Raw genomic sequence first — 16,889 nt, 5'->3', positions numbered from 1 at the left:
CGAGTGGGTCGATCGGTTGAAATTCGACAGGGGGAAGATTATCGCCTGATGACAAGAAAGGCCCATTGATTTAGGGCATCAATTTAATTGAGCATCTCTATCAATGGATATATAAAAGGAAGAGGTTTCCTATCGAAACCAGCTTCCTCGTCCTACGCCTGAAGGCATCCGCGTAGGGCGTATAACGCTCCGCGTTATACGCTGATTGACCTTGCCCCCAAGGCACTCCGAGCCCGCGCCGGAGCCGACGACGCAACGCGGTGTATCGGCGTACAACTGCGAACGGTTGTACGCCCCACGCATCCGCAAACCCCGTCGGCATTCCTGGCTGTCTGGTCAAAAAGCCCCACGAGCCTATGCTTGCCTTGAGGGCACCGGCGCCTGACGACGAGGTATCCCCATGATCCAGTTCCTGCTGGGCGACGAGCTGATCCGGGCCGACGGACTGCCGCCGGAAACCAGCCTGCTCGACTACCTGCGCAGCCACCTGGCCCGCACTGGCACCAAGGAAGGTTGCGCCTCCGGCGATTGCGGTGCCTGCACGGTGGTGCTCGTCGAGCCCGACGGCGAGAAGCTGCGCTACCGCGCGGTGAACGCCTGCATCACCCTGCTCGGGGCGGTGCATGGGCGCCAGGTACTGACCGTCGAGCACCTCGGCCAGCCAGGCGCGCTGCATCCGGTGCAGCAGGCGATGGTGAACTGCCACGGCTCGCAATGCGGTTTCTGTACGCCGGGGATCGTCATGTCGCTGTTCGCCTGGCACCACTCGCCGCCGCCCCACGACCGCGAGACGGCGCTGACCGCCCTGTCCGGCAACCTGTGCCGCTGCACCGGCTACCGGCCGATCCTCGACGCTGCCACGCAGATCGCCGGGCAGCCGTGCACCGATCGCTTCGCCCGGGACGCCGCGCTTACCCTCGCCCGCCTGCGCGAACTGCCCGCCACGGGCACGCTGCACGACAGCGAACAAAACGCCTGGTTACCCACCTCGCAGGATGAGCTGGACGACCTGCTGCAACGCCATCCGCAGGCACGGCTGATCGCCGGCGGCACCGACCTGGCGCTGGAAGCCACGCAGAACCTGAAGGCCTTCCCGGCGCTGATCCACCTCGATAACCTGGGCGAACTGCAGCACCTGGAAACCCACGCCGACCACCTGCTGATCGGCGCCGCCCGCCCCTACACCGATTGCCTCGAAGCCCTCGCCGAGTTCCCCGGCATCGCCGCCCTGATGGAGCGCCTGGGTTCGCTGCAGATCCGCCAGCGCGGCACCCTCGGCGGCAACATCGCCAACGCCTCTCCCATCGGCGACATGCCGCCGGTGCTGCTGGCGCTGGATGCGAAGCTTCGGCTGCGCCGCGCGGGTACGGTGCGCGTGGTGCCCATCGATGGCTTCTTCACCGGCTACCGCAAGACGATCCTGCAACCCGGCGAGTACATCGAGTCGGTGCTGATTCCGCGCCTGAAAGCCCACCAGAAATTCCGCATCGACAAGATTTCCAAGCGCCGCGACGACGACATTTCCGCCGTCTGCATGGCCCTGCGCCTGGACTTCGATGACGCCGGCATCGTTACCGATGTGCGCCTGGCCTGCGGCGGCATGGCGGCCACGCCGTTACGCGGTGCACGGAGCGAAGCGGCGCTGCGCGGCAGACCCTTCGACGCCGCTGCCGTATCCGCTGCGCAAGCGGCGATCCCACAGGACTTCCAGCCCATCGACGACCTGCGCGCCAGCGCCGCCTATCGCCTGAAGGTGGCGCAGAACCTCCTGCAGCGCGCACTACTGGAATGGACTCAGAGCCCTGCGGAGGTGCGCCATGCGTAGTCTGCCGCCGCTGGCCAGCAACGGCGTAACGGGCGCCATACACAGCGCGGGACAGCCCCGCGAACACGACAGCGCGGCGCTGCACGTCAGCGGCGCGGCGCGCTACGTGGACGACCTGAAGGAACCCCGCGAGCTGCTCCACGCCGCCGTCGGCCTGACCGGCATCGCCTGTGGCGCCGTGCGCTCCCTCGACCTCGACGCCGTGCGCGCCGCCCCCGGCGTGGTGGCGGTGCTGACCCTGGACGACGTACCCGGCCATACCGACATCGGCCCGGTATTCCCCGGCGACCCGCTGCTGGCCGGGGACCGCGTGAAATACCACGGCCAGGCGCTGTTCGCGGTGGCCGCCGAAAGCCTGATCCAGGCCCGCCGTGCCGTGCGTCTGGCGACGGTCGAATATTCCGAAGAAAGTGCCCTGCTCGACCCGCTCCAGGCCAAGGCGGAGGAACGCTTCGTGCGCCCGCCGCACCACATGCGCCGGGGCGATACCGAGGCCGCGCTGGCCGCTGCGCCGCATGTGCTGGAAGCCCGCCAGTTCGTCGGCGGGCAGGAGCATTTCTACCTCGAAGGCCAGGCCTCGATGGCGCTGCCCACCGACGACGGCGGCATGCTGGTACACACCTCCAGCCAGCACCCCAGCGAAGTGCAGAAACTGGTGGCCGAGGTGCTGGCGATTCCGCTGGCCAAGGTCACGGTGGAAGTGCGGCGCATGGGCGGCGGCTTCGGCGGCAAGGAGACCCAGGCCGCGCCCTTCGCCTGCCTCGCCGCGCTACTGGCGCGCAAGACCGGCCGCGCGGTGAAGCTGCGCCTGCCGCGTGCCGACGACATGCGCCTGACCGGCAAACGCCACCCCTTCCACAACCGCTACCGCATCGGCTTCGACGACGAAGGCCGGCTGCTCGCCGCGCAGCTGGAGGTAGTGGGCGACTGCGGCCACTCGCCGGATCTGTCCGACGCCATCGTCGACCGCGCGATGTTCCACGCCGACAACGCCTACTTCATCCCCGACGTGGCCATCTCCGGCTACCGCAGCTTCACCAACATCGTCTCGCACACTGCCTTCCGTGGCTTCGGCGGGCCGCAGGGAATGATGATCATCGAGCGCGCCATGGACGACATCGCCCGCGCCGTGGGCAAGGACCCACTCGACGTGCGCAAGCTGAACCTCTACGGCGGCTTACTTTCAGGTGAGAAAGGGCGGGAGCTGACGCCCTACCACCAGAAGGTCGAGCACAACCTGCTGGGCGAGCTGATCGCGCGGCTGGAACAGAGCAGCGATTACCACGCACGGCGCGAGGCGATCCACGCCTTCAACGCCAGCAGCCCTGTGCTGAAAAAGGGCCTGGCGCTGACCCCGGTGAAATTCGGCATCTCCTTCACCGCCCAGCACCTGAACCAGGCCGGCGCGCTGATCCACCTGTACACCGACGGCAGCATCCAGCTGAACCACGGCGGTACCGAGATGGGCCAGGGGTTGAACACCAAGGTCGCGCAGATCGTCGCCGAGGAATTCCAGGTGCCGCTGGAGTGCGTGGCGATCACCGCGACGCGCACCGACAAGGTGCCCAACACCTCGCCCACCGCCGCCTCCAGCGGTACCGACCTGAACGGCATGGCCGCCCGCGACGCGGCGCGCACGCTGAAGAAGCGCCTGGCGGAGTTCCTCGCCGAGCGCGACGGGGTGAAGCCGCAGGAGGTGCGCTTCGAACACGGCGGCGTGACCGTCGGCACGCAACGCCTGGGCTTCGCCGAGGCCATCCAGGCGGCCTATTTCGCCCGCATCCAGCTCTCCGCCACCGGTTTCTATCGCACGCCAAAAATCTTCTACGACCGCGAGAAGGGGCAGGGCCATCCGTTCTTCTACTTCGCCTACGGCGCGGCTGTGTCCGAGGTGGAAGTGGACACGCTCACCGGCGAATACCGCGTGCGGCGGGTGGACATCCTGCATGACGTCGGCCGCAGCGTGAACCCGGCCATCGACATCGGCCAGATCGAGGGCGGCTTCGTCCAGGGCATGGGCTGGCTGACCACCGAGGAGCTGCGCTGGGACGATGCGGGCCGGCTGCTCACGGTGGGGCCCGCAACCTACAAGATTCCGGCGGTGAGCGACATGCCCGAGGACTTCCGTGTGGCGCTGTTCGACCGGCCCAACGAGGAGGACAGCGTGTACCTGTCCAAGGCCGTGGGCGAGCCGCCGTTCATGCTGGCGATCTCCGTGTGGTCGGCGCTGCGCGATGCCGTCGCCAGCCTGGCGGACTACCGGGTGAGCCCGGAGCTGGATACGCCGGCAACGCCGGAGCGGGTGTTGTGGGCGTGCGAGGCTGTGCGCCGTTTGGAGCAGGAACGCCCTCACCCTAGCCCTCTCCCAGAGGGAGAGGGGACCGATCGGCGTGAGGCGCAGCCACAGCTGCAGCCGGAAACCACCTGCGAAGCGGAAGACTCGAATCCCGCTGCAGACAGCCCCCTCTCCCCCCGGGAGAGGGTTGGGGTGAGGGGAAACCCACCCACACCGAACTCGAACGAAGGACCCGCGCCATGACAACCACCTGGATGGACGCCATCGCCCGCCTGCGCGACAGCGCCGAGCCCTACGTGCTGGTCACCGTGATCGGCGTGCAGGGCTCCACCCCGCGCGAGTCCGGCAGCAAGATGCTGGTCACCGCCGAAACCACGGTGGACACCATCGGCGGCGGTCACCTGGAGTTCGCCGCCATCGAGCACGCGCGCAAGCTCCTGCTGGCCGGCCAGGATGCGCAGGCGCTGGAACACTTCCCCCTCGGCCCGCGCCTGGGCCAATGCTGCGGCGGGCGCGCCAGCCTGCTGTTCGAGTGCTTCGCCGCGCGCGGGCCGCAGGTGCTGCTGTTCGGCGCCGGCCACGTGGGCCGCGCCCTGGCGCCGCTGCTGGCGGGCCTGCCGCTGCGCCTGGAGTGGGTCGACAGCCGCGCGGCCCAGTTTCCACAGACGGTCCCCGAGGGCGTACGCATGCGCCTGCTCGACGAGCCGGAAGACGCGGTGAGCGAAGCGCCGCCGGGCAGCTACTTCCTGGTCATGACCCACAACCACCCGCTGGACTACGCCCTCGCCGAAGCCGTGCTCAAGCGCGGTGACGCCCGTTTCCTCGGCATGATCGGTTCGCGCACCAAGGCCCAGCGCTTCCAGATGCGCCTGGAACAGCGCGGCTATCCGCCGGAGGTCATCGCCCAGCTGCACTGCCCCATCGGGCTGGCCGAGGTGCCCGGCAAACGGCCGCTGGAGGTCGCCATCTCCATTGCCGCCCAGGTCATCGCCCGCTATCACCAGGACGCACCGCCGCGCCAGACCCGTGAAGGCGTGGCCTGGGCGGCGCTGTGCAGCGATCCGACGAAAAGCTGACCAGCTGGACAACAGTTTTCCGCCCCCCGGCCGATAACCTCCTGACCCCGTCTCTTCGCCCGCATCCAGCCGCGGGCGATTCGCCGTGCGTTCGGAGGAGAACAAGAATATGCGCCTGCGAAGTATCCAGACCCAACTCATCCTCAGCATGGGCGCTGCCCTGCTGATCAGCCTGCTCATCGTCCTCGGCCTGTATGCCGTGCTGGTCAATCGCCTGAGCGAGCGCTACCTGCTCGAACAGGCCCTGCCGGCGAGCATCCAGGCGATCGCCAACGATTTCGAACGACGCCTCACCGGACCGATCACCGCCGCCTCCGGCATCGCCGAGAACACCCTGGTGCAGGACTGGCTGGCCGCCGGCGAAAGCCCGGAACGGCTCGCCGAATTCACCCGTTACCTGGGCGGCATCCGCGCCTCGCAGAAAGCCTTCTCCGCGTTGATCACTTCCAACGCCAGCGGCGCCTACTACAGCGACAAGGGCAAGGAGCGCACCTTGAGCCGCAGCGAGCCGAAGGACAGCTGGTACTTCCAGTTCATCGACAGCGGCAAGCCACGCATGTGGAACATCGACGTCGACGGCGGCACCGGCGAACTGGCGCTGTTCATCGACCAGCGCGTGGAGCAGGGCGGCAAGCTCCTGGGCATCGCCGGGCTGGGCCTGGAGATGCGCGAGCTGTCAGCGCTGATCCGCGACTTCCGCTTCGGAGCGTCCGGGCGCGTGTACCTGGTGAAGAACGACGGCCAGGTGCAGATCCACCCCGACCCGTCGTTGCCCAAGGGCCGCACCCTGGACGACCTGCTCGGCGCCCGGGCGGCGGCCGCGCTGCTCGGCAAACAGGGCTTCCAGAGCGCCCGTTTCGAGCGCGACGGCGACGACTTCCTGGCCGCCAGCCTGCCCTTGCACGACCTCGGCTGGACCCTGGTGAGCGAAGTGCCGGAGGCGGAAATCTACGCCGACGCCCGCGAAGCACTGGCCTTATCGGGCCTGGCCGGCGCGCTGGTGGCGCTGGTCTGCCTGGCGCTGGTGGTGCTGATGGCGCGCAGCCTGGTGAAACCGATTCGCCAGGTCACCGGCGCGCTGCTGGACATCGGCGCAGGCGGTGGCGACCTGACCCGCCGCCTGGACGACAGTCGCGCCGACGAGCTGGGCGACCTGGCGCGCGGCTTCAACCGCTTCCTCGAAGGCCAGCGTGCGCTGATCGGCGCCGTGCTCGCCACCAGCCAGCGGCTGCTGCAGACGGTCGGCGAAGTGGCGCGGGTGGTGGACAACACCGCCGAACGCGCCGGCCGCCAGCAGGAGATGACCGACATGGTCGCCACGGCGGTGAACGAAATGGGCAGCACCGTGCAGGAGATCGCGCGCAACGCCGAACAGGCGGCCAGTGCCTCGCAGCAGGCGCGGGACGAGGCCGGCGAGGCGCGGCGGGTGGTCGACGGCTCGCTGCAGCTCGGCCAACGCATGTCCGGGGAAATCGGCGAGGCCGCCAGCGCGGTGGGCCAGCTGGCCGACCAGGTGGCGAGCATCGACCAGGTGCTGGCGGTGATCCGTGGCGTGTCCGAGCAGACCAACCTGCTCGCCCTCAACGCCGCCATCGAGGCGGCGCGGGCCGGCGAGCTGGGCCGCGGTTTTGCCGTGGTGGCGGACGAGGTGCGCACCCTGGCCAGCCGCACCCAGGGTTCCACCGACGAAATCCTCGCCATCATCCAGCGCCTGAAGAACGGCGCCGAGGTTGCCGTGCGCTCGATGCACTCCGGCCAGCAGGCCACCGGCCAGAGCCTGACCGCCAGCGAACAGGCCGGAGTCTCGCTGGGCGCCATCGCCGACCAGGTGGAACGCATCAGCGACATCAACCACCAGGTGGCCACCGCCACCGAGGAGCAGTCGGCGGTGACCGAGGAGATCAACCGCAACGTGCAGGGCATCGCCGACCTGGCCCATGCCACCACCCACGAAGTGCAGCACGGCAGCGAGCAGTGCCGCGAGCTGCGCGCCCTGGCCGACGACCTGGCGCGGCAGATGGCGCAATTCCGCTTGTAAGCCCCGGCGCCGGCCTCCGCGCCGGCGTCTTTTCCCCAAAGTTACCCACAGGCTGGCGGGGCCCCTGGTTCCGCGCAACCTGCTTGTCAGTGAGCCTTGCTGATCGATCATCGCCCCGGACGAGCAATGATCGGGCCCGAATAGCGCACAGATTACCCACAAATTGTTCAGAGCTTTTACACCGGGTTCTCCACCGCCACTGAACATTCGCTCGAAAGGCCCGAGCCCAGGCACTGCGGGAGCTGTATAAGTTCACTGAATGATTCGATGGCCGCCGGATCAGGAAAATCCGGGCAAATCTGCCAACAGCTTTTCCACAGCTTGTTCAAATAATGCCCAACGCCGGGCTGTGCTTTTGATCAAAAATCGACCAGCTCGCCCAAGACCACGATTCATCCGGGCAGGCGGCGTCGAACCACAGGTTATCCACAGGCGGTTCCACGGCGATTGGGGAGAAGCTTCAGGTGTCCAGCGATTGCGCCTGGATACGGCCCCGGCTGAGGTCGCTGAGCAGTCGCTGCAGGGCGTCCACCTGGACGGTGGGCAGGTTCAGCGTCAGCTGTACGCCATTGGCGCCAAAGGCCTCGTCTTCGATGGCGGCGCCCAGGGCCAGCAACCGCGCCTTGAACAGCGCGTGCTCGGCGAAGCTGCACTCGAAGGCCAGCCGGCTGCTGGGCACCAGCTCCACACGCGGCGCGTCCTGCAGGCATTTCGCCGCGCAGCCGCCGTAGGCGCGGGCCAGGCCGCCGGTGCCGAGCTTGATGCCGCCGAACCAGCGGCTGACCATGACCACCACACGGTCCATGTCCTGCCCCTCGATGGCCACCAGCATCGGGCGTCCGGCCGTACCGCCGGGTTCGCCGTCATCGCTGAAGCGGTACTGGTTGCCCAGCTTCCAGGCCCAGCAGTTGTGCCCGGCGCTGGCGTCGCGGTGCGCGGCGAGGAAGGCCAGCGCCTCGGCCTCGCTGGCGATCGGCGCGGCAACGCAGTGGAAGCGGCTCTTGCGAATCTCTTCCTGGTAGAGGACGGGCGCGGCGAGGGTGAAACTCATGCCGTCGCCGGCGGTGTCAGGCCGCAGCCCTTGAGGATGATGCGGATGAGGTTGTCGCTGGCCTCGCCGAAGTCCTGCTTGGACATGCGCTTGCGGCCGGTGACGAAGGCGATCTGGGTGGCGAAATCGGCGTAGTGCTGGGTGCTGCTCCAGATCAGGAAGATCAGATTCACCGGGTCGACCGGGTCCATCTTGCCGGCGGCGATCCAGGCCTGGAACACAGCGGCGCGGCCGGCGAACCAGGTGCGGTAGTCCTGGCTGAAATGCTCGGTCAGGCACTCGCCGCCGCTGATGATTTCCATGGCGAACACCCGCGAGGCCTGCGGGTAGCGGCGGGAGAACTCCATCTTGGCGCGGATGTAGGCAGCCAGCGCGGTGGCCGGGTCGTCGTCCACGGTGAGGTGGTTGAAGGTGCTGTCCCACAGATCGAGGATGTTGCTCAGCACCGCCACGTACAGCCCCAGCTTGTTGCTGAAGTAGTAGTGCAGGTTGGCCTTGGGCAGGCCGACGCGCTGGGCGATGGTGTTCATGCTGGTGCCCTTGAAGCCGTGACGGGCGAACTCCTCCTCGGCAGCCGTGAGGATGGCTTCTTCATTCTTCTGGCGAATGCGGCCGGCGGGCTTGTCGCCGTTCTGCACGGTATGGGCGGGCACTTGGAGGGTCATGGGGCGAATCCACGTCTACGGGGGGCGCAGCATGGATAACCCAGGCGGGGCGGGCGATTCAAGCGCTCGCCGGAGAAAATGAGTGGCAATGCGCCATGCGGGACCACGGACCCCGCCGCGTGGCGGGGCCCGGCGAGCCGTCAGAAGTGGTACTTGACCAGTGCGCTCATGGTGTTCTGGTCGGTGGTGAAGTACTGGGAATCCTTGATGCCGTACTTGTCGGACCAGTAGTCGTACTCGATACCCACGTACAGGTGCTTGGCCTCGTAGCCCATGGCCTTGCCCAGGTCGTACTTGATCTGCGGGTTGAAGTGCAGGTTGGCGTGGTAGTCGCTCTGGCCGCGCTCGCTGGAGCTGGCGTCCTTGTTGTTGACGACCCAGTCCATGAAGCCGTCGAACAGGATGTCGGAGTTGCCCACCGGGATGGTGATGGCCCACGCCGGGGTGATCTGCCAGGCGCCGGACGGTACGCGGTTGCCGTCGGGCTTGCGGTAGTAGAAGTTCAGCTGGAAGTAGTCGAAGCCGGGCAGGGCCAGGTCGAAGCCCGGGCCGAGCAGGTAGGACTCGACGTCGCCTTCACCGAACTCGTAGGTGCTGGCCAGCAGCACGTCCTTGACCGGGCCGAAGGACAGGTCGGTGCCGGTGAGCTTGCCGAACGACAGGCGCGGGCTGAACTCGCCGTAGTAGCTGTTCTTGCCGTTTACCGAGCTTTCCTTGCCGTTGTAGTTGATCTGGTCGACGAAGAACCAGATATCGCCCCAGGTCCAGGCGCTCGCACTCTCGAGGGTGAAGGTCTGCTGGATCGGCGGATCGACCTTGTAGTTCTTGCCCCACAGGTAGCTCAGGCTTTCGTTGTGCCAGATCAGCGGGCCGTCGTTGGAGGCCGGAGCCGGAGTCAGGTCTTCACCGCCGGCCATGGCTTGGCCGGCCGCCAGCAGCCCGCTGGCAAACAGCAGGGATGCGAGAGTGCGAGTCATGCGTTGCTCCTAAATCAGTGCAGTCGAATTACGTTTTTAGTTGTCAGCGGAACCTGTCCTGTCGGTCAGGTCTGGCCTGGGAAAGCAAGATTGGCGCCAAACCTGACCGAGCGTTCCGTTTTTATGCCGGATCCATGATCGATCCGTGCTTTTTGCGTGGTCCCCACAGGGACGGCGGACACTCTCAGCCGGCTCTGGGTCGGCAATTTCCTGACCCACGAGACAACTTTGCCGGATTCCAGGGCAGCCTCGCGCCATTCAGGTTCAGACTTTGGCGATCACCAGGAAGAAAATTGGATACATGACAGATTTGTGTTGAATCGAATCAATTCAAATTGTGTATACAACTCTTCTGTAGGAAATCTACACAGTGCCCCGAGGGAAACATCACGCATTTTTTCGGGCGCGAATGATGCCAGAGGCGGACACGCGCCACACCTGGAGATTGCGCCGGACTGCCGGGCGGTTGTGTTACCAGACGGCGATATGGGCGTCGGTGCGCGGCTCGGTTCCGCCACAAAGAACCCCGCTCACCGGGTCGCGCAGGACGATCTGGCCGCGCCCATAGGTGGTCAGGTCATGGGCCACTTCCACATGGTGGCCACGCCGCGTCAGCACCGCCGCCAGGCTGCGCGGCGCGTGGTATTCGATGCCCACGCGCTTGTCCCCCAGCCACTGCCAGCGCGGCGCGTCGAGTGCGGCCTGGGGGTTGAGGCCGAAGTCCACCAGGTTCATCACTATCTGCACGTGCCCTTGCGGCTGCATGTAGGCGCCCATCACGCCGAACGGGCCGAGCGGTACGCCGTCCTTGCTGAGGAAGCCGGGAATGATGGTGTGGAAGGTCTTCTTGCCGGGGCGCAGGGCGTTGACGTGCTGCGCATCGAGGCTGAACTCGGCGCCCCGGTTCTGCAGGGCAATGCCGGTGCCGGGTACCACCACGCCGGAGCCGAAGCCGTGGTAGTTGCTCTGGATGAAGGAGACCATGTTGCCCTCGCCGTCGGCGCAGGCCAGGTACACGGTGCCGCCGGATTTCGGCTTGCCCGGATGCGGCTCCAGCGCCCGCGCGCCAATCAGTTCACGGCGGCTGGCGGCGTAGTCGTCGCTGAGCAGATCGGCCACGCTGACGCGCATGCAGTCCGGCTGGCCGATGTAGGCGCGGCCATCGGCGTAGGCGAGCTTCATCGCCTCCACCTGGCGGTGCCAGGTTTCCGGGCTGTCGCGGTCGCCGAAGTCGAAGCCCTTGAGGATGTTCAGCGCCATCAGCGCCACCAGGCCCTGGCCGGCGGGCGGGATTTCCCAGACGTCGTAGCCGCGGTAGTTCAGCGAGATCGGTTCGACCCACTGCGGCCGGTAGCCGGCCAGGTCATCGGCGCGCAGGTAGCCGCCGCTGCGCTCGGCGTGAGCGGCGATGCTGCGCGCCAGCTCGCCACGGTAGAAGCTTTCGCACTGGCTTTCGGCAAGGGCCTGCAAGGTGTCGGCCTGGGCCGGATTGGCGAAGAGTTCGCCGGCGAAGGGGGCACGGCCGTCGAGGAGGAATTCGTCGAACCAGGTCTGCAACTCGGGATGTTGCGGTCGCGCCGTGCGGAACTTGTCCAGGCCACTCTGCCAGAGGCCGGCGATCACCGGCGAAACCGGGAAACCGTCGCGCGCCAGTTCGATGGCCGGCGCCAGCAGCTCGGCGAACGGCAGGCGGCCAAAACGCCGCGACAGCTCGGCCCAGGCCGCCGGGCAGCCCGGCACGGTCACCGGGGTCCAGCCGTACAGCGGCATCTTCGAATGGCCGGCGGCCTGCACCGCCTCGATGCTCAGCTTCTGCGGCGCGTGGCCGCTGGCATCCAGGCCGTAGAGGCGGTCCTTCACCCAGACCAGGGCAAAGGCGTCGCCGCCGAGGCCGCAGCCGGTGGGCTCGACCACCGTCAGCGCCGCCGCCGTGGCGATGGCCGCGTCGATGGCGTTGCCGCCGCGCCTGAGCATGTCCAGCCCGACCTGCGCCGCCAGCGGCTGCGAGGTGGCGACCATCCCGCGACGGCCGAAGACCAGCGAGCGCTGCGAGGGATAGGGGTACTCCTGGGCGGAAAAGCTGAGCATCGACGACCTCCGGATACGGCTTGAGACGGCAGGGTAGCCCTGCCAGACTTCGTCAGCTAGCGACATACACCCAAGATATACCGATGAAAGGACAAGCTCCCGAACTGCAACGCCTGATCCCGGTGCTCGAACGCCTGCCCCGGCCGGTCTACGCCCGCGCCGAGCGCCTGCGCGCCGGTTCCTGGACCAGCAAGCACCATCACGCCTGGGTGCAGCTGTCCTACGCCATCAGCGGAGTGCTCGGCGTGCATACCGCCGAGGGCAGCTTCTTCGCGCCGCCGCAGCGGGCGATCTGGATTCCGGCCTATCTCGACCATGAGGTGGTGACCTCGACCCAGGCCGAGATGCGCAGCCTGTACATCCGCGACGATGCCTGCGAATGGGCGCCGGACCGCTGCCGGGTGCTGGAGGTGACACCGCTGGCCCGCGAGCTGATCAAGAGCTTCTGCGAGCTGCCGGTGGATTATCCCCAGGGCGACAGCCCCGAATCGCGGCTGGTGGAGGTGCTGCTGGACCAGCTGCGCACCCTGCCGGAAGTCGCCTTCTCCCTGCCGATGCCGCAGGAAGCCCGCCTGCTGCAGCTGTGCCAGGCGCTGATCGACCATCCGACCGACAACCAGACCCTGGGCGACTGGGCGCAGCGCATCGGCACCTCGGAGAAGACCCTGTCGCGGCTGTTCCAGCGCGAGACCGGGATGACCTTCCGCCTCTGGCGCCAGCGCCAGCGCCTGCTCGCCTCGCTCGGTTCGCTGGAGGCCGGCGACAGCGTCACCGCCGCGGCGCTGGATTGCGGGTATGACTCCACCTCGGCGTACATCGCCTCGTTCAAGGGGTTGTTCGGGTTTACGCCGGGGGATCTGTTCCGGCAGCGGTAGGGTATCCAGCAGCGTTTTCGTAGGATGGGTATCGCTTCGCTCCACACCATCGTACGGCTCCTCGCATCGGCGGATTTCCGCTCACCACCCTCACCCATCGGCATTCCTTCGCCTGCCCGAACACCCTCTCGAAACGCCGGAACCCTTCTGCCACGCGGCTTTCGCGCCTTGGCACGCTGCCTGCTATCGCCCTGCTCACTGCGCCGCCCTCGCGGCGCGCCGGCGTGCCGTTCCGTAGTCCGCACGCCTGACGACAACAACGACAAGAGGAATACCCATGGATAGCGCAAGCGCCGTCTCCGCTTCTGCCGCACCTCGTACGACTTCCCAGCGCATCAAGTCGATCTTCAGTGGCTCGGTGGGCAACCTGGTCGAGTGGTACGACTGGTATGTCTACGCCGCCTTCTCGCTGTACTTCGCCAAGGCATTCTTCCCCCAGGGCGACATGACCGCCCAACTGCTGAACACTGCCGCGATCTTCGCCGTGGGCTTCCTGATGCGCCCGATCGGCGGCTGGCTGATGGGCATCTACGCCGACCGCAAGGGCCGCAAGGCCGCTTTGCTGGCCTCGGTCCTGCTGATGTGCTTCGGCTCGCTGATCATCGCCCTGACCCCCAGCTATGAAACCATCGGCGTCGGCGCCCCGATCCTGCTGGTGCTCGCGCGCCTGCTGCAGGGCCTGTCGGTCGGCGGCGAGTACGGCACGTCCGCAACCTACCTGAGCGAGATGGCCAACAAGGAACAGCGCGGGTTCTTCTCCAGCTTCCAGTACGTGACGCTGATCTCCGGCCAGCTCATCGCCCTGGCAGTGCTGATCGTGCTGCAGCAGACCCTGACCACCGAGCAGCTGGAAAGCTGGGGCTGGCGTGTGCCGTTCTTCATCGGCGCGCTGTGCGCGGTCGTGGCCATGTTCCTGCGTCGCGGCATGGAAGAGACCGAGTCCTTCACCAAGAAGAAGGAAGAGCCCAAGGAAAGCCTGATCCGCGCCCTGCTGCGCCATCCCAAGGAAGTGCTCACCGTGGTCGGCCTGACCATGGGCGGCACCCTGGCCTTCTACACCTACACCACCTACATGCAGAAGTACCTGGTGAACACCGTGGGCATGAGCAAGACCGACTCGACCATGATCTCGGCGGCCACCCTGTTCCTGTTCATGCTGCTGCAGCCCATCGTCGGCGCGCTGTCGGACAAGATCGGCCGCCGCCCGATCCTGATCGCCTTCGGCGTGCTGGGCACCGTGTTCACCTACCCGATCCTCAGCACCCTGCACACCGTCACCACCTGGTGGGGCGCGTTCTTCCTGATCATGGCCGCGCTGGTCATCGTCAGCGGCTACACCTCGATCAACGCCGTGGTCAAAGCCGAGCTGTTCCCCACCGAGATCCGCGCCCTGGGCGTGGGCCTGCCCTACGCGCTGACCGTGTCGATCTTCGGCGGCACCGCCGAGTACGTGGCGCTGTGGTTCAAGAGCATCGGCATGGAGAGCGGCTTCTACTGGTACGTCACCGCGTGCATCGCCTGCTCGCTGCTGGTCTACGCGACCATGAAGGACACCCAGAAGCACTCGAAGATCACCACCGACTGATTGGGCGACTTGCCCTGGCCCCGGCGCACACTCTCCGGGGCTTTTTATCCACAAGGCCCGGCTCATGCCGGGCCTTGTCATTTCTGCTTTTCGATCTTCGTAGGAGCGAGCTTGCTCGCTCCTACAAGAGCAGGACCCGCCGGTGGGTTATCCTTCCCTATCCCTTCCCCACCGGAGCCCCGCCATGACCCTCCCGAAATCCGCCCTGATCATCGGCGCCTCGCGTGGCCTCGGCCTGGGCCTGGTGCGTGAACTGCTGGACCGTGGCTGGGACGTCACCGCCACCGTGCGCGACGTCGTCCACCCCGGCGAGCTGGCCAATCTGCCGGTGCGCGTCGAAGCCCTGCTGCTGGACGACGTGCACTCCCAGGACCGCCTCGCTGAAGTCCTGGCCGGCGCGCACTTCGACCTCGTCTTCATCAACGCCGGCATCTACGGCCCGGCGCACCAGTCGGCCATCGACGCCAGCCCTGCCGACGTCGGCCAGCTGTTCATGGTCAACGCCGTGGCGCCGCTGCGCCTGGCCGAGCGCCTGCTGCCGCGCCTGAACAGCGAACGCGGCGTGCTGGCCTTCATGACCTCGGAGCTGGGCAGCGTCGCCGGTAACGAATCCGGCGGCATGGCGCTGTACCGGGCGAGCAAGGCGGCGCTCAACTCGCTGACCCGCAGCTTCGTCGCCGAACTGGGGGAAACCGGCATCACAGTGCTCAACCTGCACCCCGGCTGGGTGCGCACCGACATGGGCGGCGAAGCCGCGCCGCTGGATGTTCCGACCAGCGTGAAAGGCCTCGCCGATCAGGTCGAAACCCACGCCGGCCGTGGCGGCCAGTTATACCTGGACTACCAGGGAACGACGATCGACTGGTGACGAAGCGTCCCGGCGGCGTTACCATGCGCCCACGTCTGACCTCCGGGTCAACGAACCTGGATCAGCAGACAGGGTGAACACTGAGCTGGCTCTCTCATCAATGGAGCCGGCTCGCCTCACACGGCGGCTCCGCCCAACGAGGAATCACTCATGCCTTCTACCCGTCTCTGGCTGCGCAATCCGCTCGCCGTCTTCACTGCCAACGATCAGGACGCCCGCGGCGGCATCGTCGTGCAGGACGGCCGCATCGTCGAACTGGTCGCCGCCGGCCAGCAGCCCAAGGCTCCCTGCGAGCAGACCTTCGACGCCAGCCAGCACGTGCTGACGCCCGGCCTGATCAACACCCACCACCACTTCTACCAGACCCTCACCCGCGCCTGGGCGCCGGTGGTGAACCAGCCGCTGTTCCCCTGGCTGAAGACCCTCTACCCGGTATGGGCGCGCCTGACCCCTGACCAGTTGGGCGTGGCCACCAAGGTGGCCCTGGCCGAGCTGCTGCTCTCGGGCTGCACCACCGCCGCCGACCACCACTACCTGTTCCCCGATGGCCTGGAGCAAGCCATCGACGTGCAGGCCGGCGTGGTTCAGGAACTGGGCATGCGCGCCATGCTCACCCGTGGCTCCATGAGCCTGGGCGAAGCCGACGGCGGCCTGCCGCCGCAGCAGACCGTGCAGAGCGCCGAAGCCATCCTCGACGACAGCCAGCGCCTGATCCGCGAGTACCACCAGCGCGGCGACGGCGCCCAGGTGCAGATCGCCCTGGCGCCCTGCTCGCCCTTCTCGGTGACCCCGGAAATCATGCGCGCCAGTGCCGAACTGGCTGAGCGCGAAGACGTGCGCCTGCACACCCACCTCGCCGAAACCCTCGACGAGGAAGACTTCTGCCTGCAGCGCTTCGGCCAGCGCACCGTGGACTACCTGGACAGTGTCGGCTGGCTCGGCCCGCGCACCTGGCTGGCCCACGGTATCCACTTCAATGACGAGGAAATCCGCCGCCTGGGCGAAGCCGGCACCGGCGTCTGCCATTGCCCCAGCTCGAACATGCGCCTGGCCTCGGGCATCTGCCCGACCGTGGCCCTGGAAGAAGCCGGCGCGCCGGTGGGTATCGGCGTGGACGGCTCGGCCTCCAACGACGCCTCCAACATGATCCTCGAAGCCCGCCAGGCCCTGTACATCCAGCGCCTGCGCTACGGCGCCGAGAAGATCACCCCGGAACGCGCGCTGGGCTGGGCCACCAAGGGTTCGGCCAAGCTCATCGGCCGCAGCGACATCGGCGAACTGGCCGTGGGCAAGCAGGCGGACCTGGCGCTGTTCAAGCTCGACGAGCTGCGCTTCTCCGGCAGCCACGACCCGCTCTCCGCGCTGCTGCTGTGCGGCGCCGACAAGGCCGACCGGATCATGATCGGCGGCACCTGGCGGGTCATCGACGGCGAAGTCGAAGGCCTCGACCTCAAGCGCCTGATCGCCGACCACACACAGGCCGCGCGCAAGCTGCTCGGCACCCTGTAAGCCGTAATTGGTGAGGCGCGGCGGAACGGCTGGCGG

General features: G+C 67.2%; 12 protein-coding genes. 8 read left to right on the top strand and 4 right to left on the bottom strand.

Annotation, left to right across the window (positions count from 1 at the left end; genetic code table 11):
* The first annotated feature begins 400 nt into the window (after window positions 1-400).
* The 4 genes from xdhA (at window position 401) to O6P39_RS00800 (ending at window position 7,235) form a co-directional block, all read left to right on the top strand.
* Window positions 401-1,825 carry a xanthine dehydrogenase small subunit gene (xdhA, locus tag O6P39_RS00815; RefSeq protein ID WP_275609601.1) on the top strand — a complete coding sequence of 475 codons (1,425 nt, stop codon included), beginning with the start codon at window positions 401-403 and terminating at the stop codon, window positions 1,823-1,825.
* Window positions 1,818-4,364 (top strand): xanthine dehydrogenase molybdopterin binding subunit, encoded by a 2,547-nt coding sequence (gene xdhB / locus O6P39_RS00810; RefSeq protein ID WP_275609600.1) that lies wholly within the window; start codon window positions 1,818-1,820, stop codon window positions 4,362-4,364. The genes xdhA and xdhB overlap by 8 nt, the downstream gene beginning before the upstream one ends.
* Complete coding sequence (gene xdhC, locus O6P39_RS00805; protein ID WP_275609599.1) at window positions 4,361-5,197, top strand: xanthine dehydrogenase accessory protein XdhC; 837 nt, start codon at window positions 4,361-4,363, stop codon at window positions 5,195-5,197. The genes xdhB and xdhC overlap by 4 nt, the downstream gene beginning before the upstream one ends.
* A gap of 109 nt (window positions 5,198-5,306) precedes the next feature.
* Entirely contained in the window at window positions 5,307-7,235 is a 1,929-nt protein-coding gene (locus tag O6P39_RS00800) for a methyl-accepting chemotaxis protein (protein ID WP_275609598.1), read from the top strand.
* 460 nt (window positions 7,236-7,695) lie between these two features.
* Here O6P39_RS00800 and O6P39_RS00795 read toward each other — a convergent pair whose 3' ends face one another.
* The 4 genes from O6P39_RS00795 to O6P39_RS00780 all read right to left on the bottom strand — a co-directional run bounded on the left by O6P39_RS00795 (window position 7,696) and on the right by O6P39_RS00780 (window position 12,016).
* Window positions 7,696-8,286: a YigZ family protein gene (locus tag O6P39_RS00795; protein ID WP_275609597.1), complete on the bottom strand. Its 591-nt coding sequence runs from the start codon at window positions 8,284-8,286 to the stop codon at window positions 7,696-7,698.
* The gene (locus tag O6P39_RS00790) at window positions 8,283-8,951 is read right to left on the bottom strand and encodes a TetR/AcrR family transcriptional regulator (protein ID WP_275609596.1); all 669 of its coding nucleotides are present in this window, start codon (window positions 8,949-8,951) and stop codon (window positions 8,283-8,285) included. The genes O6P39_RS00795 and O6P39_RS00790 overlap by 4 nt, the downstream gene beginning before the upstream one ends.
* 140 nt (window positions 8,952-9,091) lie before the next feature.
* A complete protein-coding gene (locus O6P39_RS00785; RefSeq protein ID WP_275609595.1) occupies window positions 9,092-9,928 on the bottom strand; it encodes an outer membrane protein OmpK in 837 nt (278 codons plus the stop codon).
* Between the two features lie 471 nt (window positions 9,929-10,399).
* Window positions 10,400-12,016, bottom strand: a complete 1,617-nt coding sequence (locus O6P39_RS00780) for a gamma-glutamyltransferase family protein (protein ID WP_275609594.1) — start codon at window positions 12,014-12,016, stop codon at window positions 10,400-10,402.
* A gap of 77 nt (window positions 12,017-12,093) precedes the next feature.
* On the opposite strand from O6P39_RS00780, the gene O6P39_RS00775 reads away from it, so the two are divergent.
* The 4 genes from O6P39_RS00775 to O6P39_RS00760 all read left to right on the top strand — a co-directional run bounded on the left by O6P39_RS00775 (window position 12,094) and on the right by O6P39_RS00760 (window position 16,853).
* Window positions 12,094-12,891, top strand: a complete 798-nt coding sequence (locus O6P39_RS00775) for a helix-turn-helix transcriptional regulator (protein ID WP_275612050.1) — start codon at window positions 12,094-12,096, stop codon at window positions 12,889-12,891.
* 277 nt (window positions 12,892-13,168) lie between these two features.
* Entirely contained in the window at window positions 13,169-14,476 is a 1,308-nt protein-coding gene (locus O6P39_RS00770; protein WP_275609593.1) for an MFS transporter, read from the top strand.
* Between the two features lie 184 nt (window positions 14,477-14,660).
* The gene (locus O6P39_RS00765; RefSeq protein WP_275609592.1) at window positions 14,661-15,344 is read left to right on the top strand and encodes an SDR family oxidoreductase; all 684 of its coding nucleotides are present in this window, start codon (window positions 14,661-14,663) and stop codon (window positions 15,342-15,344) included.
* A 150-nt stretch (window positions 15,345-15,494) separates the two neighbouring features.
* Entirely contained in the window at window positions 15,495-16,853 is a 1,359-nt protein-coding gene (locus tag O6P39_RS00760; RefSeq protein WP_275609591.1) for an 8-oxoguanine deaminase, read from the top strand.
* The last annotated feature ends 36 nt before the right edge of the window (window positions 16,854-16,889 follow it).

The sequence above is a fragment of the Pseudomonas sp. PSE14 genome (assembly GCF_029203285.1).
Classification (GTDB): Bacteria; Pseudomonadota; Gammaproteobacteria; order Pseudomonadales; family Pseudomonadaceae; genus Pseudomonas.
This window is presented reverse-complemented; position numbering and strand designations above follow the sequence as displayed.